The 22232-nt window shown below is 60.2% G+C and carries 20 protein-coding genes; 10 read left to right on the top strand and 10 right to left on the bottom strand.

Going from position 1 to position 22232, the window contains the following annotated elements; translation table 11 throughout:
• Positions 1-17: 17 nt before the first annotated feature.
• The 3 genes from pgi to galU are packed head-to-tail and all read right to left on the bottom strand — an operon-like array spanning position 18 to position 3841.
• Positions 18-1631: a glucose-6-phosphate isomerase gene (gene pgi / locus DHB74_RS07410; RefSeq protein WP_499161132.1), complete on the bottom strand. Its 1614-nt coding sequence runs from the start codon at positions 1629-1631 to the stop codon at positions 18-20.
• Between the two features lie 26 nt (positions 1632-1657).
• Positions 1658-2953 (bottom strand): UDP-glucose dehydrogenase family protein, encoded by a 1296-nt coding sequence (locus DHB74_RS07415; RefSeq protein WP_499161133.1) that lies wholly within the window; start codon positions 2951-2953, stop codon positions 1658-1660.
• A gap of 3 nt (positions 2954-2956) precedes the next feature.
• A complete protein-coding gene (gene galU / locus DHB74_RS07420) occupies positions 2957-3841 on the bottom strand; it encodes a UTP--glucose-1-phosphate uridylyltransferase GalU (RefSeq protein ID WP_136869819.1) in 885 nt (294 codons plus the stop codon).
• 236 nt (positions 3842-4077) lie between these two features.
• Between galU and pyrC the strand changes: the two genes are divergently transcribed.
• The 5 genes from pyrC to DHB74_RS07445 all read left to right on the top strand — a co-directional run bounded on the left by pyrC (position 4078) and on the right by DHB74_RS07445 (position 10019).
• Positions 4078-5112, top strand: a complete 1035-nt coding sequence (gene pyrC, locus DHB74_RS07425; RefSeq protein WP_074780051.1) for a dihydroorotase — start codon at positions 4078-4080, stop codon at positions 5110-5112.
• 96 nt (positions 5113-5208) lie between these two features.
• On the top strand, positions 5209-5814 hold the full coding sequence (gene rnt / locus DHB74_RS07430; protein WP_407920278.1) for a ribonuclease T: 606 nt from the start codon (positions 5209-5211) through the stop codon (positions 5812-5814).
• 137 nt (positions 5815-5951) lie between these two features.
• Positions 5952-6926 (top strand): TAXI family TRAP transporter solute-binding subunit, encoded by a 975-nt coding sequence (locus DHB74_RS07435; RefSeq protein WP_036992494.1) that lies wholly within the window; start codon positions 5952-5954, stop codon positions 6924-6926.
• A gap of 64 nt (positions 6927-6990) precedes the next feature.
• Positions 6991-9579 (top strand): TRAP transporter permease, encoded by a 2589-nt coding sequence (locus DHB74_RS07440; RefSeq protein ID WP_136869818.1) that lies wholly within the window; start codon positions 6991-6993, stop codon positions 9577-9579.
• 11 nt (positions 9580-9590) lie between these two features.
• Positions 9591-10019, top strand: a complete 429-nt coding sequence (locus DHB74_RS07445) for a universal stress protein (RefSeq protein ID WP_074780062.1) — start codon at positions 9591-9593, stop codon at positions 10017-10019.
• Between the two features lie 114 nt (positions 10020-10133).
• On the opposite strand, the gene DHB74_RS07450 is transcribed toward DHB74_RS07445, so the two are convergent.
• Positions 10134-11453, bottom strand: coding sequence for a DEAD/DEAH box helicase (locus tag DHB74_RS07450; RefSeq protein ID WP_036992635.1), 1320 nt, complete (start codon positions 11451-11453; stop codon positions 10134-10136).
• A 202-nt stretch (positions 11454-11655) separates the two neighbouring features.
• Between DHB74_RS07450 and dusA the strand changes: the two genes are divergently transcribed.
• Together dusA and tal are read left to right on the top strand one after the other, a co-directional pair.
• On the top strand, positions 11656-12681 hold the full coding sequence (gene dusA / locus DHB74_RS07455; RefSeq protein WP_499161134.1) for a tRNA dihydrouridine(20/20a) synthase DusA: 1026 nt from the start codon (positions 11656-11658) through the stop codon (positions 12679-12681).
• A gap of 53 nt (positions 12682-12734) precedes the next feature.
• Positions 12735-13685 (top strand): transaldolase, encoded by a 951-nt coding sequence (gene tal, locus DHB74_RS07460; protein ID WP_136869816.1) that lies wholly within the window; start codon positions 12735-12737, stop codon positions 13683-13685.
• Here tal and rssC read toward each other — a convergent pair.
• The 3 genes from rssC to DHB74_RS07475 all read right to left on the bottom strand — a co-directional run bounded on the left by rssC (position 13674) and on the right by DHB74_RS07475 (position 16230).
• Positions 13674-14159, bottom strand: a complete 486-nt coding sequence (rssC, locus tag DHB74_RS07465) for an anti-sigma factor antagonist RssC (protein WP_036992638.1) — start codon at positions 14157-14159, stop codon at positions 13674-13676. The genes tal and rssC overlap by 12 nt on opposite strands.
• Complete coding sequence (locus DHB74_RS07470) at positions 14159-15349, bottom strand: SpoIIE family protein phosphatase (protein ID WP_036992499.1); 1191 nt, start codon at positions 15347-15349, stop codon at positions 14159-14161. Before DHB74_RS07470 ends, rssC begins: the two co-directional genes overlap by 1 nt.
• Before the next feature lie 158 nt (positions 15350-15507).
• Entirely contained in the window at positions 15508-16230 is a 723-nt protein-coding gene (locus DHB74_RS07475; RefSeq protein ID WP_499161381.1) for an MlaA family lipoprotein, read from the bottom strand.
• A gap of 215 nt (positions 16231-16445) precedes the next feature.
• On the opposite strand from DHB74_RS07475, the gene DHB74_RS07480 reads away from it, so the two are divergent.
• Positions 16446-16724 (top strand): DUF4404 family protein, encoded by a 279-nt coding sequence (locus tag DHB74_RS07480; RefSeq protein WP_074780074.1) that lies wholly within the window; start codon positions 16446-16448, stop codon positions 16722-16724.
• Between the two features lie 43 nt (positions 16725-16767).
• On the opposite strand, the gene queF is transcribed toward DHB74_RS07480, so the two are convergent.
• The 3 genes from queF to DHB74_RS07495 are packed head-to-tail and all read right to left on the bottom strand — an operon-like array spanning position 16768 to position 19358.
• Positions 16768-17601, bottom strand: coding sequence for an NADPH-dependent 7-cyano-7-deazaguanine reductase QueF (queF, locus tag DHB74_RS07485; RefSeq protein WP_499161135.1), 834 nt, complete (start codon positions 17599-17601; stop codon positions 16768-16770).
• A gap of 42 nt (positions 17602-17643) precedes the next feature.
• Positions 17644-18420, bottom strand: a complete 777-nt coding sequence (locus DHB74_RS07490; RefSeq protein WP_499161136.1) for an ABC transporter permease — start codon at positions 18418-18420, stop codon at positions 17644-17646.
• A gap of 2 nt (positions 18421-18422) precedes the next feature.
• A complete protein-coding gene (locus tag DHB74_RS07495; RefSeq protein ID WP_036992505.1) occupies positions 18423-19358 on the bottom strand; it encodes an ABC transporter ATP-binding protein in 936 nt (311 codons plus the stop codon).
• A 2-nt stretch (positions 19359-19360) separates the two neighbouring features.
• On the opposite strand from DHB74_RS07495, the gene DHB74_RS07500 reads away from it, so the two are divergent.
• Entirely contained in the window at positions 19361-19630 is a 270-nt protein-coding gene (locus DHB74_RS07500) for a hypothetical protein (protein ID WP_499161137.1), read from the top strand.
• Between the two features lie 155 nt (positions 19631-19785).
• A complete protein-coding gene (locus DHB74_RS07505; RefSeq protein ID WP_499161382.1) occupies positions 19786-22215 on the top strand; it encodes an acyl-CoA dehydrogenase in 2430 nt (809 codons plus the stop codon).
• Positions 22216-22232: the final 17 nt, after the last annotated feature.

The raw sequence follows: 22232 nt of genomic DNA on the forward strand, positions 1-22232 counted from the left end.
GAAAATCGTCCGAACCGCTAACCCAATATCCGCCGCAGCAACCCTGCCGTCGATGAATCCACTCCCTCCAGGTCTTCTCGCTCCCCTCGAATTCGCGCCAGCGTATCCACCGCCAGCCGCTTGCCCATCTCCACTCCCCATTGATCGAAGGGGTTGATATTCCAGATCACCGACTGTACGAACACCTTGTGTTCGTACAGTGCGATCAGCGCGCCAAGACTGTAGGGAGTAAGCTCATCCAGCAGCAGCGTGGAACTCGGCTGGTTCCCGCGGTAGCGCTTGTAGCTGGGCATGCTATCGGGGTCCGGGAGCGCGGCGTCGCCCAGAGCCAGCAGACGGGACTGGGCGAGGCAGTTGGCCAACGCCAGTTCATGTTGAGCGGCGAGCTCCTCCACCGGTTGCCCCTGTGCTTCGCGGTAACGCCGAGCCGGCATGATGAAGTCACAGGTCACCGCTTCGGTGCCCTGGTGCAGCAATTGGTAGAACGCATGCTGGGCGTTGGGGCCTACATCGCCCCAGATGATCGGGCAGGTGCTCTGCTCCACCGGCGTGCCATTGCGCGTCACGCTCTTGCCATTGGACTCCATTTCCAGCTGTTCAAGATACATCGGCAGGTGTTTCAATCGCCCGTCATAGGGCAATATCGCCTGGGCATTGATGCCCAGCACATTGGTATTCCACACCCCGATCATCGCCATCAGTACCGGCAGGTTGCGTTCCCAGGACGCGGTACGGAAATGCTCATCGATCAAATGCGCACCGGCGAGCATATTGCGAAAGCCATCCATGCCTACCGTCAGCGCGATCGGCAGGCCGATCGCTGACCACAGCGAGTACCGGCCGCCAACCCACTCCCATATCTGCAATTGGTTCTCTTCGCTGATGCCCCACTCGGTCATCTTCGCCACAGCTGACGAGACACCCAGGAAATGGCAGTGCAACACCCCGCTATTGCTGCCCAACGTCCGCTGCAACCACTGCCGGGCGGTTTCCGCATTGCTCAGCGTATCGATGGTGGTGAACGACTTGGAAGAAATGATGAACAGGGTGGAATGCGGATTCAGGGTTCGCAGCAGTTGCGACAATTGGCTGCCATCCATGGTCGAGGCAAAGTGTACCGTCAGCCGCGACGAGGTAGGCATCGCGCTGTCGCACAGCGCCTCACTAACCATCAAGGGGCCCAGGTCCGAGCCGCCAACACCGATATTGACCACGTCCGTCACCACCTCGCCGGTCACGCCCCGCCATTGTCCGGCGTGGAGCTTGTTGACGATGCGGTCCATACGGTGCAATTGCTCATGTACCTGAGCAGTGATGTTCTGGCCCCCAACCATGCATTTGGTCTCGGCCGGTAGTCGCAATGCCCAATGCATCGCCGGGCGTTGTTCAGTGCAGTTGACCGGGTCGCCAGCGAACAAACGCCCGATCCAGTCATCCAATTTGCTCTGTCGTGCGAGCTCGAACAGATTGGACAATGTCTGCCCCGTCAACCGCTGCTTGGAATAGTCGAATAGCAACGGCCCGCATTCACAATGCAGCTGCTTGAAGCGCTGGGGATCGCTCGCGAACAGCTGCGCCAGATGTTGTTCCTTCATGGTGTCGGCGTGGTCCGCCAGAACGCGCCAGATCATATGCTGTCTCCCGCTGCCGTAGCCATTCAACGCCGCCCGATGCCGTAGTACATAAACCCGCTGCGCTTCACGAAGCCCGGATCCCAGATGTTACGCCCATCCAATAGCAGCGGCGTCGCCATCTCGGCATGCAGCCGCGTGAAGTCGGGGCTCCAGTAGGACTTCCACTCGGTCACCAACATCAGCGCATCGGTTGCTGCCGCTGCCGCATAGGGATCATCATGCAACACCAGATCATCCCGCTCACCAGCCCATTCAGCCAGCGCCTGCAATGCTCGCGGATCATGTACATGCACCTGCACTCCCTGGGCCCACAACGCTTCGATCAGTTTCAGCGCCGGCGCATTGTCAATGCGCGCCGACTCGGGTTTGAATGCCACGCCCCAGATTGCCACCCGACGTCCTTCCAGCTGCGTGTCATAATGGCGCCAGAGCTTGCGGAACAGCGACTCCTTCTGCCGCTCGTTGATTTGCAGTACCTCTTCCAGCAGCTGCGCCTGCAGACCGCTGTGTTGCAATGTGCTGGCCAGGCTCATCACATCGCGGGAGAAGCTCAGGCCGCCGAACCCGCAACCGGGGTACAGGTAGGCTTCACCAATACGCGTATCCGCTCCCATGCCCTGGCGTACACGTTCGATATCAACGTCCAGACTGTCTGCCAGATTGGCCATATCATTCATATAGCTCAGGCGCGTCGCCAGCATGCCGTTGATCGCCAGCTTGGTGAATTCGGCCTCGCGCGGGCGCATATGCATGATGCCGTCACGTCGGCGGTTGAAGGGGCGCAGCAGCTCGGCCACCAGCCGGCTGGCCCAGGGCGTGTCGGCGCCCACCAGCCAGTGATTGGGCCGAGTGAATCCGGTCAGCGCCCCCCCCTCGGTCAACAGGTCCGGCACGCTGACTACCGCACCGAATCGCGAATCTGCACCCGGGCGGTTCAGCAGCGCGCGCTGCAAGGCTTCGGTGCTCCCCACCGGAAAAGTCGACTGGTTGACCACCAGAAATTCCGGATCGATATCCGCCGGCAGGCCTTCAACCAGACGGTGCGCAAGCCCCAGCGCGTCCGGCGATAACGCCAGCCACAAAACGGTACAACGCGCATCAGGCAACACATTAAGGGGGGCCACAGTCAGCCGACCGGTCCGCTTCTGTTCCACCATCAAAGGCGCCAGACCAGGTTCACGCAGAGTGAACTCATCACTGTCCAGGGTGTTTGCGACCGAACCGGGTGAAACATGCAGGGTCACCTGATGCCCCGTCGACGCCATCGCCGCCGCGCTCACCAGGGCGCACAGCGTATCGCCATACACTTCAAGGTTCATTTATCAGCCCTCAGCCTGATAACGTGCCAACAGCGCGCGAAAATCCGCGCCCAGTTGCGGGTGCTGCACACCATAGGCCAGTGTCGCCTCCAGGTAGCCCAGCTTGCTGCCGCAATCATAGGAGCGCCCCGCTATATGCCAGGCCTCCACGCCTTCGCTCTTCATCAGCTCGGCAATCGCATCGGTCAACTGAATCTCACCACCTGCGCCCGGCGCCGTGTTGGCCAGCAGATCAAAAATACCGGCAGGCAACACATAACGCCCGACGATCGCCAAATTCGAAGGTGCTTGCTCGCGCGGCGGCTTCTCCACCACACGGGTCATGCTGGCATGTCCGGCTGGCTGCAGATCAGCGCCGTTCAGATCGACAACCCCATACTGATGAACAAGCTCAACAGGCACCGGCTCGACCATGATCTGCGCCCGGCCGGTGTCGGCAAAACGCTGGGTCATCAACCCCAGATCGCTGACATCGCCGGCCTGTTCCACCAGCACATCCGGCAGCATCACCGCAAAAGGAGCGTCACCGACGACCGGGCGCGCGCAGTACACCGCGTGCCCCAATCCGAGGGCCCGCCCCTGGCGTACCGCCGTCACCTTCAATTGCGGTGGTGCGATATCGCGCAATACCTGCAGCAGTTCTTGCTTGCCCCGGCGTTCCAGCTCCGCCTCCAGTTCGTAGTTGACATCGAAGTGATCCTCGATGGCCTTCTTGCTGGAATGCGTCACCAACACGATTTCATTGATTCCCGCGGCCAGGGCCTCTTCCACCACATACTGGATCACCGGCTTGTCCACCACCGTGACCATTTCCTTGGGAATCGCCTTGCTGGCCGGCAAAAAGCGTGTGCCCAGCCCCGCAACCGGTAGAACTGCCTTGGTAACCATCACGGTAACTCCTGAATATCCAAAAAATGCTCCATTTAAGAAAGCGCAGCGTACAGAGAGTTCAGATGATATCTGTGCCACGGCTCCTTTTCCCACCTATAACTGAACCGTTATGGAAAAGTGGCCAGAGCGGCCCTGGACGCCGCTGCCGCTCACCCGGCAATCGGCGCGTGCGACGTGTAAAGCAGTGGCGTTTCCGGTAGCATGACGCCATCGTAACCGCCTGGAATTCACCCATGACCGATCGCCTTACCTTGATCCGGCCCGACGACTGGCATATTCACCTGCGTGACGGCGCTGCGCTGCAGCATACCGTTGCCGATGCAGCACGCCATTTCGCCCGCGCCATCATCATGCCGAACCTCGTGCCACCGGTGCGCGATGGCCAGCAGGCGGACGCTTACAAGGCGCGCATTCTGGGCGCGCGCCCGCAGGGTAACGCCTTCGAGCCGTTGATGGTGCTCTACCTGACTGACCAGACCACACCCGAGATCATTCGCCAGGCCTGGCAACAACGTCAGGCCATCGCCGCCAAGTTGTATCCCGCCGGCGCCACGACCAATTCGGACTCCGGTGTAACAGCGCTGGAGAAAATCTACCCAGCCCTGGAAGTCATGGCCGAGCTGGGCATGCCGTTGCTGGTGCACGGTGAGGTGACCCATGCCGAGGTGGATATCTTCGACCGGGAAAAGGCTTTCATCGACCAACAGCTGGTCGCGCTGACCGAACGCTTCCCAACACTGAAGGTAGTGTTCGAACACATCACCACCGCCGATGCCGTGGATTTCGTGCGCAGCGCCTCCGGTCGCGTCGGCGCCACCATCACCGCCCATCACCTGCTGTACAACCGCAACCATATGCTGGTGGGCGGTATCCGGCCGCACTTCTTCTGCCTGCCGATTCTCAAGCGTCAGCGCCATCAGCAGGCGCTGGGCGATGCAGTGCTGTCGGGCTCCAACAAGTTTTTCCTCGGTACCGACTCGGCCCCCCATGCGCGCCATGCCAAGGAAGCCGCCTGCGGCTGTGCGGGCTGCTACAGTGCCCATGCGGCAATCGAACTTTATGCCGATGCGTTCGAAGAGCTGGGTGCGCTGGATCGGCTGGAAGGGTTCGCCAGTCTGCATGGTCCGGACTTCTATGGCCTGCCGCGCAATACCGACCGTATCACCCTGGTGCGCGAGCCCTGGACCGTACCCGCGACACTGCAATTGGGTGAGCAGGAGCTGGTGCCATTGCGGGCCGGTGAAACCATCCATTGGCGGGTCGTCTGATCCCTTTTGAATTAAGGACGCTGTGTGAGCGAGTTTGACTACGACGATAACGATGCGCTGGAGGGCCCGGCCCATTCCGGTGGCCCCAAACCACCGATGGCCTACCGCTTTCGTGGCTTTCTGCCGGTGGTCGTGGATGTGGAGACCGGCGGCTTCAATTCAGCGACCGACGCCCTGCTGGAAATTGCCGCTACGCCAATCCTGATGGATGACGATGGGCAGGTGTATCCTGACCAGACGCATTTTTTCCGGATCGAGCCCTTCGAGGGCGCTAATGTCGAGCCGGCGGCGCTGGAATTCACCGGCATCAAGCTGGACCATCCGCTGCGTATGGCCGTAAGCGAAAGCCATGCCCTGACGGAAATCTTCAAGCATGTGCGCAAGGCCGTGAAATCCGCTGGTTGCAAACGGGCGGTACTGGTTGGCCATAATGCCTTCTTCGACCTCGGCTTCCTCAATGCGGCTGTCGAGCGCACCGACATCAAGCGCAACCCCTTTCATCCCTTCTCCTGCTTCGATACCGCCACCCTTGGCGGCCTTGCCTATGGTCAGACCGTACTGGCCAAGGCCTGCGCTGCGGCCGATATCGAGTTCGACGGTCGCGAAGCCCATTCGGCTCGGTACGATACCGAGAAGACCGCTGAACTGTTCTGCACCATCGTCAATCGCTGGCGCGACATGGGTGGCTGGCCACCGGTCTGAAGCGCCGCGCAGGCCGGCCAGATAATTTCGATCTGGTCGGCTACACTTTACAGCGGTATTAACAGTTGCTCTGCCAACCACGTGATACCGGCGTGCCTCTGGCATACCGGTGAGACCAAGAAGAAGGAACTATTCCCATGAAATTCAAAGCACTCCCGTATATTTTTTCTGCAGCACTGGGCTACGCCGCAGTGGCGGCCACACCCGCGGTCGCCCAGCAGAATTTCATCACCATCGGTACTGGTGGCCAAACCGGCGTCTACTATGTGGTCGGACAGTCCATGTGCCGTCTGGTCAACCGTAACACCAACGAGCATGGTATCCGCTGCAACGCACCCTCCAGTGGCGGTTCGGTCGCCAACGTCAACGCCATTCGCGGCGGTGAAATGGACATGGGCGTAGTGCAGTCCGACATCCAGTACAAGGCCTATGAAGGGATCGAGAACTTTGCCGATACCGGCGAGTTCAAGGAAATGCGCGCAGTCTTCGCCCTGCACGGGGAGCCCCTGACCATCGTCGCTCGCCGAGACGCAAACATCGAGCATGTCAAAGACCTCAAGGGCAAGCGCTTCAACGTCGGCAACCCCGGCTCCGGTCAGCGTGACACCATGGACGTGGTCATGGACGCGCTGGGCTGGACGCTTAATGATTTCGCCCTGGCCTCCCAGCTGTCCGCTGCGGAACAGGCGGCTGCGCTGGGTGACAACAACATCGACGCCATGGTCTATGTGGCTGGCCACCCCAACGGTTCAATTCAGGAAGCCACCACTACTGTGGACTCGGTCATCGTCGCGGTCAACGGCGAGGAAATCGACGGCATCATCGCCGCGCAACCCTACTATGCCAAGGCAACCATTCCCGGCGGCATGTACCGCGGCAACGACAACGATGTAGAAACCTTCGGCGTACGTGCCACCATGGTCGCTTCGACCAATGTTCCGGAAGAAACCGTATACCAGACCGTAAAGGCCGTATTCGATAACTTTGATCGGTTCAAACGCCTGCACCCCGCTTTTGCCAATCTCGATGAACAGGAAATGATCAAGGAAGGCCTGTCCATTCCGCTGCATGATGGCGCCGTGCGCTATTACAAGGAACGCGGCTGGATGTAAGCCCTGGGTCGGGCCTGCCCGAGGTAGGCCCGATCTTATCTGAAACACCCACAGGGAATAGTCAATGACCGACTCTGCCAAGCGCGAAGACCTCCTTACCGAACTGGATGACCTCGTCGCCACAAGCGACACCGGTGCGCGCAAACCCCACGGCCTGACGGGCAAGCTGTTACTCTCAGTTGCCGCCTTCTGGTCCCTCTTTCAACTCTGGATCGCCTCACCGCTCCCTTACATGGTCGGGTTTGGCGTATTCAACAGTACCGAAGCCCGCTCTATTCACCTGGCCCTGGCGGTGTTTCTCGGCTTCATGGCCTTCCCCGCACTGCGCCGCTCGCCACGAGACCGAGTGCCCCTGTCGGACTGGATCATGGCGTTGGCTGGCGCCTTCTGCGCCGCCTATATCTACCTGTTTTATGCCGCACTGGCTGGACGCCCCGGCAACCCCACAACCCTGGACGTAGCCGTCGCCATCGTCGGCCTGCTGCTGTTGTTGGAGGCCACGCGCCGCGCCCTGGGCCCTCCCCTGATGATCGTGGCCCTGGTCTTCATCGTCTACTCTCTGGCCGGCCCCTGGATGCCCGGCATGCTGGCCCACCGCGGCGTCAGCCTGACATCCCTGGCCAACCATCAATGGTTGAGCACCCAGGGGGTGTTCGGTATCGCCCTGGGCGTATCCACCAGTTTCGTCTTTCTATTCGTGCTGTTCGGCTCTCTGCTGGACAAGGCCGGTGCCGGGAACTACTTCATCAAGCTGGCGTTCTCCCTGCTGGGCCATTATCGCGGCGGTCCGGCCAAGGCTGCCGTGGCCGCCTCGGGCATGACTGGCCTGATTTCCGGCTCGTCCATTGCCAACACCGTGACCACCGGCACCTTCACCATTCCGATGATGAAACGCGTCGGCTATACCGCAGAGCAGTCCGGTGCAGTAGAAGTATCCGCGTCGGTCAACGGTCAGATCATGCCGCCGGTAATGGGTGCGGCGGCCTTCCTGATGGTTGAGTACGTCGGCATCTCCTATACGGAAGTCATCAAGCATGCCTTCCTGCCGGCGATGATTTCCTATATCGCCTTGTTCTACATCGTGCATCTGGCCGCCCTGAAAGCGGGCATGCAGGGATTACAGAGCAGTAACCCTGACCGCCCCATGCTACGCAAGGTGCTGGGGTTTCTCACCGGCCTGCTATTGATCATGGGATTGTCGGTAGCCGTCTATTACGGGCTTGGGTGGCTGAAACCCTTGTTGGGCGATTACGCCGCCTGGGTCATCGCGGCCGGTCTCGCGGCCACCTACCTTGCCTTGGTGCGAATCGGCGCCCGTTATCCGGATCTGGAGCTGGATGATCCGAACTCCCCCGTGGTGTCCATGCCGCAGACCAGACCTACGCTGATGACCGGCTTGCATTACATTCTGCCGGTGATCGTGCTGGTGTGGTGCCTGATGGTCGAGCGCCTCTCGCCCGGTCTGTCTGCATTCTGGGCCACGGTGTTCATGATCGCCATTATCATCACCCAACACCCGCTCATCGCCCTGTTTCGCAAGGAGCAGGATGTCGCCACGAAGGTCCGCCAGGGCTTTTCTGACCTCTGGGAAGGTCTGGTCGCCGGCGCGCGCAACATGATCGGCATTGGTATCGCCACCGCAACCGCAGGCATTATTGTTGGCGCCGTATCCCAAACCGGCGTCGGGCTGGTGCTGGCAGACCTGGTGGAAGTCCTGTCCATGGGCAACCTGATGCTGATGCTGATGCTGACGGCGGTGCTCAGCCTGATCCTCGGCATGGGCCTACCCACCACGGCGAACTACATCGTGGTATCGGCGCTCCTGGCCCCGGTGATCGTTACGCTGGGGCAGCAGAACGGCCTCATCGTACCGCTGATCGCGGTGCACCTGTTCGTGTTCTACTTCGGCATCATGGCGGATGTCACGCCGCCCGTCGGCCTGGCCTCCTTTGCCGCTGCAGCGATTTCCAGGGGTGACCCCATCCGTACCGGCTTCCAGGCGTTCTACTACAGCCTGCGCACCGCGGCTCTGCCCTTCCTGTTCATCTTCAATACCGACCTGCTGCTGATCGACGTGAGCTTCGTATATGGCGTGGTGATATTTGTGATTGCCACCATTGCCATGCTGATCTTTGCCGCCGCCACTCAGGGCTGGATGATCACCCGTAGCCGCCGCTACGAAAGCCTGCTGCTTCTGCTGGTGGCCTTCACCCTGTTCCGTCCCGGGTTCTGGATGGATCTGTTGCATGACCCCTACCGCTCCATTCCACCGGCGGAGATCACCCAAGCCCTGGATCGGATGGATGAAGACAGCAATCTGCGCATGCAGATCAGCGGTGTTGATGATATCGGCAACCCGACCACCTTCTATTTGCTCGTCCCGATTCCCAATGGCCTGACTGGCGAGGAAAAACTGGAGAATCTCGGTCTGACACTGATGCAGGAAGGCGACCGCACCCTGGTGGACATGGTGAGCTTTGGCAGCCTGGCGTCACAGCTCGGCTTCGATTTCGATCAGGAGATCCTCGAGGTAATGGCACCGGTTGACCGCTACCACAAGGAATGGATGTGGATTCCCGCACTGCTGATATTCGCACTGGTAGCCTGGCTGCAGTGGCGTCGTCGCCCCGCGACGCCGGCAACCACGGCGTAAGGAGCCCAAGCATGTACAAGGTGATATTGGTACCGGTAGACATCGACCACAAGGCCTCCTGGGCCAAGTCGCTGCCTACGGCGATTCAGCTGTGCCAGACCTATGGCGCCTCATTGCATCTCGTGAGCATCATTCCCAGTGTCAGGATGCCGATGGTCGATGGATTCTTCCCCGAGGATTTCACCGCAACGGCGAAGAAGAAAATGAAGGAAGCGCTGCAGGCCTTTGCCGCCAAGCAAGTACCAGCCGAGCTGAAAGCCAAGCTGATCGTGGTCGATGGCAAAGCCTATGAAGGTATTCTGCGGGTGGCGAAGAAGATCAATGCCGACCTGATCGTCATGTCCACGCATAAGCGCAAGCGCATCGAGGACTATCTGATCGGCACCAATGCCATGCGGGTGCTGCAACAGTCGAAGGTATCGGTGTTGGTGGTGCGCTGAGGCCGCTGCCAACATGACGTGAAACCCAGGCGTCGGGTGGCAAAGGGGCCTCCTCTGCTCTTGCAGGAGCCCCGCCCCGAGGCGATGCTGGCCGCGAGGCCAGCCAAGCTACCGTCAGGTACGCCGCTTCGGTGGTGCCAGCCCGTCGGAACTGGTTACCACTTCGCCCTTGGGCACCGCCGGTTTGCGCCGGGCTGCCGGCTTCGGCGTTTTCGGCCGCTTGACCTTCTTCTTGTCATCCTTTTTCTTCTTGGCGCCCACTGGCTTGCCGGACGCCTTGAGCTTTTTCGGCCCCTTGAAACTGCCAGCCAGCTCCTTGATCACCCGCCGCTCGAACTGTCGACGCAGATAGCGCTCGATGCTCGACATCAGGCTCCACTCATGGGGAGCCACCAGGGATACGGCAACCCCTTCCCCACCAGCCCGACCGGTGCGGCCCACCCGATGGAGATAGTCATCACCACTGCGTGGCATGTCGAAGTTGATCACCAGATCCAGCTCGCTGATGTCCAGGCCACGGGCGGCCACATCCGTAGCGACCAGCACACCGCTGCCACCCTGCTTGAAGCGCTCAATGGCCAGCTTGCGGTCCTTCTGATCCTTCTCGCCATGCAGCACATACACCCGCAGCCCTTCCACCGCCCGCAGCACACCATTCAAGCGATCAGCCATGACCCGCGTATTGGTGAAGACAATCGCCTTGCCCTGACATTCATTGAGCAGTAGCCATTTGACCAATGCCTCGCGGTGCGCATTGTCATCCACCGCGATCACTTGCTGACGAATGGCTGGGGTATCGTCGCGCACGCTGTCCAACTCCAGCCAGCGCGGCTCGCGCAGTACCTGCTCGATAATACGCTTCAGGCCCGCGTTGCCGGTGGTAGCGGAGAACAGCATGGTCTGGCGTTGCTCGGGGCAGGCCTGGGCGATAGTCAGCACATCTTCGGCAAAGCCCATATCCAGCATGCGATCAGCTTCATCGATGATCAGCGTCTGAATGGTGGACAGATCCAATCCGCCGGCGCCCAGTTGCTCCAGGCAGCGACCCGGCGTGGCAATAACGATGTCCGGATTCTTGCGCAGCTTGGCAGCCTGGACCTTGAAATCCTCACCGCCGATGACCAACTCGGATTTGAGAAAGGTAAAGCGCGCCAGGTCCTGGATGTCCTTGTGAATCTGCTGCGCCAGCTCGCGGGTCGGCGACAGGATCAGCGCCCGTGGCGCCAGCGGCTTGCTGTCATCGTCCAGCAGACGCTGCAGAGTCGGCAGCACGTAGGCCGCCGTCTTGCCACTGCCGGTCTGAGCGATGATATACAGATCCTCACCAGCAATCGCATGGGGAATCGCCGCCGCCTGAACCGGCGTGGGCTTTTCGAAGGACAGGGCCGAGAGTGCCTTGAGCAGGCGTTCATGCAGGGAGAGTTCTGTGAACACAAGTTTACCTTTCTGGAAACGGGGGTACTGATAATCCGACATGCCGCTAGTGTATCACTGCTTGCAGAAAACACCGGTAGCTTCGCCATACCAGACGCCTGACGCCGGTCGCCCGCGCCGGTCGCCTCCATCGTCCAAGATGCGGCGTTCCTGATACACTAGCGCCCCTATTTATCGCCTCAGCGCCAGGATAATCTCTTCAATGCAGCAACCGTCGCCCTCTCTCTCACGCCCCGGCCCATCCCGCCGATTTTCCGTGGCGCCCATGATGGATTGGTCTGACCGCCATTACCGCTATTTCGCGCGCCTGATCAGCCGGCATGCACTGCTGTATACCGAGATGGTCACCACCGGCGCGGTACTGTATGGGGATCGTGCGCGGTTTCTGGGTTACAGCCCGGAGGAACAGCCGTTGGCGCTGCAGTTGGGCGGCAGCAATGCCCAGGAATTGGCGCAGTGCGCCCGACTGGCCGAGGACGCCGGTTATGCCGAGGTGAACCTCAATGTCGGCTGCCCCAGCGACCGGGTGCAGAACAATCTGATCGGCGCCTGCCTGATGGGCCACCCGCAGTTGGTGGCCGATGCTGTGAAGGCAATGCGGGATGCCTGCAGCATCCCGGTCACCGTCAAGCACCGCATCGGCATCAATGGCCGGGACAGCTATGAGCAGCTGGTGGATTTTGTGGGCCAGGTCCATGAGGCCGGCTGTGATACCTTCATCGTGCACGCCCGTATCGCCATCCTGGAGGGGCTGTCGCCCAAGGAGAACCGGGATATCCCGCCGTTACGCTATGAGGTGGTGCATCAGCTGAAAGCGGATTTTCCGCAGATGGAAATTATCCTCAACGGTGGCCTGACCGACCTGGATGTGATGCAGGAGCATCTTCATGGGCTCGATGGCGTGATGGTCGGCCGTGAGGCATACCACAATCCCTATCTGCTGGCAGAGGTGGACCAGCGTTTCTATGCTGACGAGGCGCCAGTACGCAGTCGCATCGAGGTGCTGGAAGCGCTGCGTCCCTACATCGCTGCACACCTGGCCCAGGGCGGCATGATGCATCACGTCACCCGCCATATTCTCGGCCTGTTTCAGGGGCTGCCGGGCGCGCGGCATTTCCGCCGGCAATTGAGTACCGAAATTCATCGCACCGACCAGCCCCTGGCGCTCTATGACCAGCTGGTCACGCAGATGGCTGAACGCACACAACCGCAGGATTGCCCCCTGTAACGGGCTTGAGGTAAGGTCGAAGTCTACTTTCTTCGCAATCACCTTGGGCCATCATGACAAGCAAACTGGACAATCTCCGTCAGCACACGTTGATTGTCGCCGACACCGGTGACATCGACGCGATCCGCACTCTGCAACCGGTGGATGCCACCACCAACCCTTCACTGTTGCTCAAAGCCGCCCAACAACCGGACTACAGCCACCTGCTGGACCGAGCCTTGCAGCAGGCAGCTGGCAGTTATGACCTTATTACCGATGCCTGCGATCACTTCGCGGTGGCGGTCGGCAGCCAGATCATCGAGCTGATTCCAGGAAGAGTCTCGACCGAGGTGGATGCACGGCTTTCCTTCGACCGCGCCGCCACCCTCGACAAGGCCCGCAAACTGATCGAACTGTATGAGCAGGCCGGCGTTACCCGTGATCGGGTGCTGATCAAGATCGCCGCCACCTGGGAGGGCATCCAGGCCGCTGCCGAGCTGGAACGCGAAGGCATCCAGTGCAACCTGACACTGCTGTTCTCTTTCGCCCAGGCCCAGGCTTGTGCTGATGCGGGTGTGTTTCTGATCTCGCCCTTCGTCGGGCGCATCTACGATTGGTACAAGCAGCGCGACGGCGTTGATTATCAGGGTGTGGATGATCCCGGTGTGCAATCAGTGGCACGCATCTTCCGCTATTACAAGGAGCACCTGTACGCCACCGTGGTCATGGGTGCGAGCTTCCGTAATATCGGCCAGATTGAAGCGCTGTGCGGCTGCGATCGTCTGACTATCAGCCCGGCCCTGTTGCAGCAGTTGGCCAAGGAGGCCGGCAACCTGTCACCCTCCGCGTTCCTGACCGGCGCTTCGGATGATCCAAGGGAGGAATTGAACGAGCCGGCTTTTCGCTGGGCACACAATGAAGACGCCATGGCCACGGAGAAACTCGCCGAAGGCATTCGCGCCTTCGCCGCGGATCAACTCAAACTGGAAAAGTTGCTGGCTGAACGGGCCGCGTCAGTGGCCTGATTCGAGCGTGCTGACCAGGTCGGTGAAAGCCGACCGGTTATGCTCGTTGAGGTTCATCAGGATACGATGGGCCTCCAGCACTCGGCTTTTCACCTGCTCCTCCGAAAGAACCTGACCGGGCAGATCCTGCAGCTCGGTATCGGTAGGCGTGGATTCGGTCACGATATTGAATATCTGGTCAAACCCCATACTCTGCAGCAGCCGGTTCATGTCCTCATGGGTGGATACCAGGGTCGGCAACAGGCCGACCCTATCCCGTGACAGGATCGACAGTTTGGCCAGCAACCCCAGGGAAGTGCTGTCAATGTTATCTGTTTCGGTCAGATCAATGACGATGCAGCTGAAATTCAGGCTGCTGAAAATCTTCTCGATGTAGGCATCCAGCGCAGCGCAGAGTGTCAGGCGCACATCGCCAATGAATTTGAGGATAAAAGTACTCTCGGATTCAGCGAACTGAATCCTGCCTGTGGTCATCATTCCGAGGTCCTGCTCAACAACAATACTGAGATATCGTCCGGCATCACCTTGGTCTGGTCGAGGCCGAGCAAATGCATGAAACGCTGCATGTCTCCTCCTGCCTGGCCGATCAGCCCAGGTAGCCGGTCTTCCTTTTCCTTCAGAGTAGTCCCTTCGACACAATCAAGCACGCCATCCGAACACAGCGTCAGGGAGAACCGGGACGGCAGTGGAATCTGGTGGTTTTCAAATTCGGCTTCGGGAAACAACCCCACCGGTCGCCCCTTGCCCAGCAGATACTCTGCCTTGCCATCGACACACAGCACCGGCAACGGCAAATGCCCACCAATACTGTAGGTAAGCGTCTGCTGCGCCTCGTCGATAACACCGCCGAGCATGGTGACATGCTTACCCAGGTTACAGCTGATCAGGCTGCGGTTGATATGCCCGAGCACATCCGATGGCTGGAACCGGATCGGCCCCTGCTCCTGCAGCTTGCGCTGCTCATAGAGCAGCCGCGTGGTCATGAACTTGAGCAGCACGGTGACGAACGCCGACGAGGCGCCATGCCCGGAGACATCCGCCAGATAAAACGCCAGTTGGGTTTCCGACACACGAAAGTAGTCGACGAAATCGCCGGACAGATACAGTGAGGGGATGATGCGGTGTTCAAATAGATACTGACCGCTTCCCCAGGGCGAAGCCGGCAACATGTTGAGCTGCACCTGCCGCCCCGCGGTCTGATCATCGCGCAGTTCGCGCAGATGATTTTCCAGTTCGCGGTTGGCCAGCTCAAGACGCTCACGGATACGCTGGTTTTCGGTGCGTAGCCGCGCCCGATCAAGCGAACGGCGTACCGCGTGCTCAAGCAATTCAAGGTCCGCCTGGGGCTTGATCAGATAATCGCTGGCACCCAGCCGCAAGGCCTCGACCACATCGCTCATGACGCCGTCATCGGAGATGACCACCACCGGCGTATCCGGCCTGGCGTCAGCAATCTGGGCAAGCAGCTCGAAACCGCTCATGTCCGACATGTACAGATCGCAGAGTACCAGTTCAGGACGCTGGCCCGCGACGAGTGTCAGTCCTTCGTGGGCGCGACTGGCCTGCAGTACCTCGAAGCCACACTGTTCAAGATGAATCGAGATGCTTTGACGAACCTGATCGTCATCATCAATAACCAGCAAAGTGGTGCCAGGAAGCTGCATAGATTCCCTACGTCATTGCCGAGAAGCCAGGCTGAGCGTCTCGGCCACAGGGTGTATTCGAAGTCAGACTCGAGTCTGAAGCCCAGGGATGTCTCCCGAAGGGGCAGACATTACTCCCATCCGCTCCGGCAGGCAACCATCGACAGGACGGTGCAGGATCAGAAGTCGTCTTCCACCTGCCCATCCATGACCTTGAACTCGCGATTCTGTAACCAGACATTGCGCACGAAGCTATATTTGTCGCCGCGAATGAGCCGTTCCTGGGACAGCAACCCGGCGCGGGTATCGACCACATCCACCCCCAGCGCGGTGTTGCGGCTGGGTACGTGGTCCATCTGGCCGCGGTAGCTATAACCGGCATAACCTTCAACGGCAAGGGCGCTACCATCGCGCACGGTGCTCGGGCCAAAGAAGGGCAACATGACATACGGCCCGCTATCGACGCCCCAGGCGCCCAGGGTCTGGCCGAAATCTTCGTCGTTGCGCTGCAGGCCCATGCGGGTAGCCACATCGAACATGCCCACCAAGCCGACGGTGGTGTTCATCAGAAACCGCGACAGGTCCACACTGGCATCATGGAATTTGCCCTGGAGCAGGTTATTGACCAGGTTCTTCGGCTCACCCAGATTGTTGAAGACGTTGGTGATGCCATTATTCAGTGCCGTCGGCATGACTCGATCGTAGCCCTGCGCAACCGGTCTGAGGGCGTAGGTATCGAGGGTATCGTTGAAACGGAAAACCACACGGTTGACCGGCTCCCAGGGGTCGGGATTGCGATACTCGGCCGCATAGTCATCATCGTCACCCTCATTCGCCGAGGCCGGGATAACCAGCGACAGGGCGAGTGCTCCGGCCAGCAGACCGTGTGCAGTGGAGTTCATCAGGTTCATTGTTGCTAAAGTCTCCATTCAGGATGGCAAGTGACCGAGACAGCAATACCACGCTGCAAGCCGCCATTGTAATCCAAACAGGCTGCTCGACCAGTGACTTTGTGATGAATTCGGTCGATCGTGACATCGGGAATGCCAGCCGGCAGGCAGACGTCTCCCATGCGCAGCGCTATAGTGTGGTCAGGATCTTACCGAGGAGAGCCCCCATGGCAGATGAACAACTGCAAGCCCAGCTTGAGTCCCTGCAGCAGACACTGAACGATCCGGACGTCACTCTGAGCGAGGAAGAACGCAGCGCCGTGCAGGCCCTGGCGGACAATATCGAAGCGCGATTGCTGGTCAGCGAAGCCGGCGAAGAGGGTGTGGCCGACCCCAGTCTGGTCGACAGCGTCAATCTACTGATCGAGGAGTTCTCCGAGCGCCATCCCACCCTGGCCGCAACCCTGCAGAATGTCGTGCAGAGTCTGTCGAACATGGGGATTTGACCCCAAAGCCTGCCCTTCACTCATGCCGGGCAGGCTGTCCACCCTACTGGCGCGCCAGCCGCATGTTGTCCGGCATACCGGCGCGGGTCGAACGCCAGGGGTTGATATCCAACCCACCACGGCGTAGATACCGCGCATAGACTGTCAGTTCGCAGTCATCACCAAGCACCCGCCGCACATCGAGAAAAATCCGCTCGACGCATTGCTCGTGAAAGTCGCCATGCTGACGAAATGAAATCAGATAGCGCAGCAGGCCGGCCTTATCGAGCGCTGGCCCGGCATAGTTGATCATCACACTGCCCCAGTCCGGCTGCCCGGTGACCGGGCAGTTGGATTTGAGCAGGTGACTGTACAGGGTCTCCCGCGCCCAACCACCACCGGAAACGCACTGCAACAGCTCCGGCGTGTACTCATAGGTGTCGATCGTCACATCCAGATCATCCAGGCACTCACCCGGCAAGCGCCCGATACCTTCCTGCTGCAGCTGACCCACATTCAGTACCCGCACCATCACCGGCGCCTGCGCGGTCACGCTCAGGTCAGATTCAAGCGTTCGCAGCACATCAGCGCGATCACTGAATACGGTCTGGTTGAAGGAGTTCAGATACAGCTTGAAGGACTTGGATTCGACGATGCGCGCATTCGCTGTCACCGGGAAGGTGAACTCCACCGCCGCCACCTCGGGCTTGCCCGACGGCGTCAACCAGGAGACCTCGTAACTGTTCCATACATCCACCCCATGGAACGGCAACTGCTGCGGGTCCACCCCGAGCTCCTGCCAGATGGGTTGGCGCGAGATCGGATACAGCAGCGACGGGGTATAGATGCCGTCGTAACTGCTGGACTTACCGAGGGGCGATTGCTCTGCCGGATGCATCTGCGAGTCTCCTTTAGTTAGGGTCAGGTCAATAACCGATGACTACTGTCGCAGCCCGGTGCCCCGCACCAGCAGGCGATAGCTGAACAGATACAGCCCCAGCGCGAATACGGCCATCAGAACCAGTGCGATCCCGATATTGATATCCGACACACCGAGAATACCAAAGCGGAACGCATTGACCATATGCAGGATCGGATTGATCAGCGACACGCTCTGCCAGAACTCCGGCAGCAGGCTGATCGAATAGAACACGCCGCCCAGATAGGTCAGCGGCGTCAGCACGAACGTCGGCACAATGGAGATATCGTCGAAATTCCGGGCATACACCGCGTTGATAAAGCCACCAAGCGAAAATACCAGCGAGGTGAGAAATACCACGCCAATGGTCAAGCCGATATGCTGCACCTGCAGTCGGGTGAAGAACAGAGACATCAGCGTGACGATCAACCCCACCGCCAGCCCCCGCGCCACACCACCCAGCGAGTAGCCCAGCAGAATCACATGGGGCGACACCGGTGCCACCATCAATTCTTCGATGGAGCGCTGGAACTTGGTGCTGAAGAAGCTCGACACCACGTTGGAATAGCTGTTGGTGATCACCGACATCATGATCAGCCCCGGCACGATGTAATCGATATAGGCGAAACCATCCATTTCACCGATCCGGCCGCCGATCAGGTTGCCGAAGATGACGAAATAAAGGGCCATGGTGATACCCGGCGGCAATAGCGTCTGCGGCCAGATACGGGAAAAGCGCCGCACTTCCTTATTGAGAATAGTGATGAAGGCGATCCAGCTGCTGCGCCGATGACCCATATTCAAGCCGCTCCTTTGTCGTTATTGCCTTCCACCACGCCGAGAAACAGTTCCTCGAGGCGGTTGCTCTTGTTGCGCAGGCTCAGCACCTCGATACCTTGCGCGGCCAGTTCGACGAACAGGCTATTCATCCCCTGTTCCTTGTCCACCTGTACCTCCAGCGTGTGGTCATCCGCCAGGACGCAGGGGAAACCCGGTAGCGCCGGTGCCTGCTCCATCGCGTCGCGGCAATCCAGCAGAAAGGTCTCGACATGCAGCTGCTTGAGCAGCTTGCGCATGCTGGTGTTATGGATGATCTGCCCGCCGTCGATGATCGCGATGTTGCGACACAGCTGTTCAGCCTCTTCCAGATAGTGCGTGGTCAGGACGATGGTCACACCCTGGGCGTTGATCTCCTCGAGAAACTGCCACATCGAGCGGCGGATTTCGATATCCACACCGGCGGTCGGCTCGTCGAGAATCAGCAGCCGAGGTTCGTGGATCAACGCCCGGGCGATCATCAGCCGGCGCTTCATGCCGCCCGACAGCATGCGCGTGGGCACATCGCGCTTGTCCCACAGGCTCAGGCGGCGGAGAAAATGCTCGGCCCGCTCCCGCGCCTCACCCGCAGGGATCCCGTAATAGCCGGCCTGGTTGACCAGGATATCCTGCACCTTCTCGAACTGGCTGAAGTTGAACTCCTGCGGCACCACGCCGATGCAACGCTTGGCGGCTATCAGGTCGGTGTCCAGATCATGGCCAAAGATGCTCACCTTGCCGGCACTCTTGTTGACCAGGGAAGAGAGGATACCGATAGTGGTGGACTTGCCTGCACCGTTGGGACCGAGCAAGGCGAAGAAGTCGCCCTGCCCCACATCCAGGTCCAGCCCTTTGAGCGCACGCATGCCGTTGGGGTAGGTTTTCTCGAGCCCGCGGATTGTGATTGCTGCCGTCGTCATGCATGCCCCTCAATCAATTCATGGATCAGCCCGACGATATGGGGGCGAAATCCGCGGATTCAAGCCTCACGGTGATACTGATAACACTGTTCGGTCTGGGTTTCGGCCCGCAACTGATAGGCCTGGCCAGTGATCTCATGAACACAGCCTACGGCATGGATAGCCTGCGCTATGCGCTGATCGCCGCATCGCTGATGAATATCTGGGCCTGCTTCCACTGCTACCTGGCTGGCCGCACCATCCAGTACGATACGGCCAATATCGAGCCCTGATACTCTGCCCTACCGGGGCAACAGACCTGCGCTGTTGCCCTTTTTCCTTTCCTGCCCCTCCTCCCAGGTGATATCCCGTTACAGCCCCAGCCACATAGTGACGGCAGACCGACTATGCTGAAAGCTGGATTTCCACCCTGAAGGAGTGCTTCATGTTGACCCTGCTCTGGCTGCTGGGCCTGATACTTCTCGTTGCCGTGCTCGCCTGGGTACGCAGCGGCCTGCTGAACGGCTGCCTGGTCGTCGGCGTCTACCTGCTGGCAATGACCCTGCTGGGCCCGGTCCACTGGCTGCTGGATATCATCCTGTGGGCGCTGTTCCTCGGCGTTGCCATTCCGCTGAACTTGACCGACTGGCGCCGCCGCAGCATTACTACCCCACTGTTCCACTGGTTTCGCAAGGTGCTGCCACCGATTTCCGACACCGAACAGGAAGCACTGGATGCCGGCACCGTCTGGTGGGACGGCGAGATTTTCAGTGGCCGCCCCGACTGGAACCGACTGCACAGCTACCCCATGCCCACCCTGACCGCAGAGGAACAGGCTTTTCTCGATGGACCGGTGGAAGAGCTCTGCAGCATGACCAATGAATGGCAGGTCACCACCGAACTGCAGGACCTGCCGGCGCCGGTCTGGGACTTCATCAAGGGCAACGGCTTCTTCGGCCTGATCATTCCCAGAGAATACGGCGGCAAGGGCTTCTCAGCCTACGCCCATTCACAGGTCGCCATGAAGCTGGCCAGCCGCAGTGGCGATCTGGGATCCACAGTGATGGTCCCCAACTCCCTGGGCCCCGCCGAGCTGCTGATGCAGTACGGCACCGACGACCAGAAGCAATATTACCTGCCGCGCCTGGCGGCCGGGCAGGAAGTGCCCTGCTTCGCCCTGACCTCTCCCGAAGCCGGCTCGGATGCCGGTGGCATGCCGGACCGGGGCATCGTCTGCCGGGGGCAATGGCAAGGGGAAGAGGTATTGGGCCTGAGCGTGACCTGGGAGAAGCGCTACATCACCCTCGGCCCAGTAGCCACGCTGCTCGGCTTGGCTTTCAAGGTCTATGACCCCGACGGCCTGCTGGGAGATCAGGAAGACCTGGGCATCACCCTGGCACTTATTCCCACGGATACCGAGGGCGTCGAGATCGGGCGCCGCCATTTCCCGCTCAATGCGGCCTTCATGAACGGGCCGAACTCCGGCAAGGATGTGTTCATTCCGATGGATTACCTGATCGGCGGCCAGCCGATGATCGGCCATGGCTGGAAGATGCTGATGAATTGCCTGGCCGTGGGACGTTCGATTTCCCTGCCGGCCGGCAGCACCGGCGCGGCGAAGATGACCAGCATGACCACCGGGGCCTATGCCCGTATCCGGCGCCAGTTCAACCTGCCCATCGGCGAGTTCGAAGGCGTACAGGAAGCGCTCGCGCGCATTGGCGGCAATACCTATGTGATGGACGCAGCCCGCACCATGACCGCTGGCGCGGTGGACCTGGGCGAGAAACCTGCCGTGCTGTCCGGCGTGGTCAAGTATCACCTCACCGAGCGTATGCGCCAATGCATCAACGACGCCATGGATGTGCATGGTGGCAAGGGCATCTGCATGGGGCCGAAGAATTACCTCGGCCGCGGTTATCAGTCGGTGCCGATTTCCATCACCGTGGAAGGGGCCAATATCCTCACCCGTAGCATGATGATCTTCGGTCAGGGTGCGATTCGTTGCCACCCGTACGTGTTGCAGGAAATGCAGGCCACCCAGGACCCGGACCAGGACCGTGCCATCGCGCGCTTCGACAGACTGCTGTTCGAACACATCGGTCACGCCCTGGGCAACGCCGCCGGCAGCCTGCTGCTGGGCCTGACCTGCGGTGCTTTGGTGAAAACTCCGGGCAACGACGACACCCGTGCTTATTATCGGCAGCTGTCACGCCTCAGCGCGGCCTTCGCTACCTTGACCGATACCAGCATGCTGATGCTGGGTGGCGAGCTGAAACGGCGCGAGCGGCTGTCAGCCCGGCTGGGCGACGTGCTCAGCTTCATCTACCTGGCCAGCGCCACGCTCAAGCATTATCACGACCAGGGTGAACCGGAAGAAGATCTGCCGCTGTTGCGCTGGGGGGTGGAGGACCTGCTGGCGAAGATCGAACAGGCCATGCACGAGATTCTGCTGAACTTCCCGGACCGCTGCATGGGTATCGCCTTGCGGGTGTTGATCTTCCCGCTGGGCCGGCGTCTCAAGCCACCGTCCGACCGCACCGGCGGTGAGGTCGCGCGTCGGTTGATGACCCCCGGCGCCTCACGCGACCGCCTGCTGGCTGGCTGCTACCGCAGCAGCGATCCGGACGATGTCACCGGTCTGCTCAATGACACGCTGGACAAGGTCATCCTCGCCGACCCGATCGAGCACCGCCTGAGCAAGGCGATCCGCTCCGGCGAACTGGAACATGAAAGTGCAGCCGATGATCTTGCGGTCGCGGCCGAAAGCGGCGTCCTCAGCCCCGATGAAGCGCAGAAGCTGCGTGATGCCCGGCTGGCCCGCCGGGCGGTCATTGAGGTGGATGATTTTTCACAGGAGGAAATGCGACCCGGTTGAGCCAGGATGTTCACGGC

Source organism: Pseudomonas sp. G11-1 (genome assembly GCF_024031555.1).
Classification (GTDB): Bacteria; Pseudomonadota; Gammaproteobacteria; order Pseudomonadales; family Pseudomonadaceae; genus Halopseudomonas; species Halopseudomonas bauzanensis.

Excerpts from the sequence above, each read along its gene's own strand:
- pgi (WP_499161132.1), bottom strand. The coding sequence starts at position 1,631 with ATGATCTGGCGCGTTCTGGCGGACCACGCCGACACCATGAAGGAACAA.
- DHB74_RS07415 (WP_499161133.1), bottom strand. The coding sequence starts at position 2,953 with ATGAACCTTGAAGTGTATGGCGATACGCTGTGCGCCCTGGTGAGCGCG.
- galU (WP_136869819.1), bottom strand. The coding sequence starts at position 3,841 with ATGGTTACCAAGGCAGTTCTACCGGTTGCGGGGCTGGGCACACGCTTT.
- pyrC (WP_074780051.1), top strand. The coding sequence starts at position 4,078 with ATGACCGATCGCCTTACCTTGATCCGGCCCGACGACTGGCATATTCAC.
- rnt (WP_407920278.1), top strand. The coding sequence starts at position 5,209 with ATGGCCTACCGCTTTCGTGGCTTTCTGCCGGTGGTCGTGGATGTGGAG.
- DHB74_RS07435 (WP_036992494.1), top strand. The coding sequence starts at position 5,952 with ATGAAATTCAAAGCACTCCCGTATATTTTTTCTGCAGCACTGGGCTAC.
- DHB74_RS07440 (WP_136869818.1), top strand. The coding sequence starts at position 6,991 with ATGACCGACTCTGCCAAGCGCGAAGACCTCCTTACCGAACTGGATGAC.
- DHB74_RS07445 (WP_074780062.1), top strand. The coding sequence starts at position 9,591 with ATGTACAAGGTGATATTGGTACCGGTAGACATCGACCACAAGGCCTCC.
- dusA (WP_499161134.1), top strand. The coding sequence starts at position 11,656 with ATGCAGCAACCGTCGCCCTCTCTCTCACGCCCCGGCCCATCCCGCCGA.
- tal (WP_136869816.1), top strand. The coding sequence starts at position 12,735 with ATGACAAGCAAACTGGACAATCTCCGTCAGCACACGTTGATTGTCGCC.
- rssC (WP_036992638.1), bottom strand. The coding sequence starts at position 14,159 with ATGACCACAGGCAGGATTCAGTTCGCTGAATCCGAGAGTACTTTTATC.
- DHB74_RS07470 (WP_036992499.1), bottom strand. The coding sequence starts at position 15,349 with ATGCAGCTTCCTGGCACCACTTTGCTGGTTATTGATGATGACGATCAG.
- DHB74_RS07475 (WP_499161381.1), bottom strand. The coding sequence starts at position 16,230 with ATGAACTCCACTGCACACGGTCTGCTGGCCGGAGCACTCGCCCTGTCG.
- DHB74_RS07480 (WP_074780074.1), top strand. The coding sequence starts at position 16,446 with ATGGCAGATGAACAACTGCAAGCCCAGCTTGAGTCCCTGCAGCAGACA.
- queF (WP_499161135.1), bottom strand. The coding sequence starts at position 17,601 with ATGCATCCGGCAGAGCAATCGCCCCTCGGTAAGTCCAGCAGTTACGAC.
- DHB74_RS07490 (WP_499161136.1), bottom strand. The coding sequence starts at position 18,420 with ATGGGTCATCGGCGCAGCAGCTGGATCGCCTTCATCACTATTCTCAAT.
- DHB74_RS07495 (WP_036992505.1), bottom strand. The coding sequence starts at position 19,358 with ATGACGACGGCAGCAATCACAATCCGCGGGCTCGAGAAAACCTACCCC.
- DHB74_RS07500 (WP_499161137.1), top strand. The coding sequence starts at position 19,361 with ATGCCCCTCAATCAATTCATGGATCAGCCCGACGATATGGGGGCGAAA.